The 242-nt window shown below is 68.6% G+C and carries 1 pseudogene; it reads left to right on the top strand.

Features of this window, described 5'->3' with window-relative positions:
- Positions 1 to 242 (top strand): annotated as a pseudogene (locus tag SB751_RS34515) (hypothetical protein); the annotation flags it as partial.

Genomic DNA, 242 nt, shown 5'->3' with positions numbered 1-242 from the left:
GGCCGATCCAGCGCGCGGCATTGCCGGCGCCGGACGGGTACGCCGCTGGCGAGGGCTTCGTCGCCCGCGACTCGTGGCGCATGCCTGCCAACGCGCCGCGCGGGATTCGCAACAACAACCCTGGCAACATCCAGAAGGGTGCCGGCTTCGACGGCGAGGTCGAGGGCAATGATCCGCGCTTTGCCACCTTTGCCACGCCGGAGGATGGTATCCGCGCGATCGGGATGAACCTGCTGACCTAC

Origin of the sequence: Cupriavidus sp. SIMBA_020 (assembly GCF_046535395.1) — a bacterium.
GTDB classification, from domain to species: domain Bacteria; phylum Pseudomonadota; class Gammaproteobacteria; order Burkholderiales; family Burkholderiaceae; genus Cupriavidus; species Cupriavidus campinensis.
Note: the sequence above shows the minus strand (reverse complement) of the source record. Positions and strands in the feature narration are given on the sequence as shown.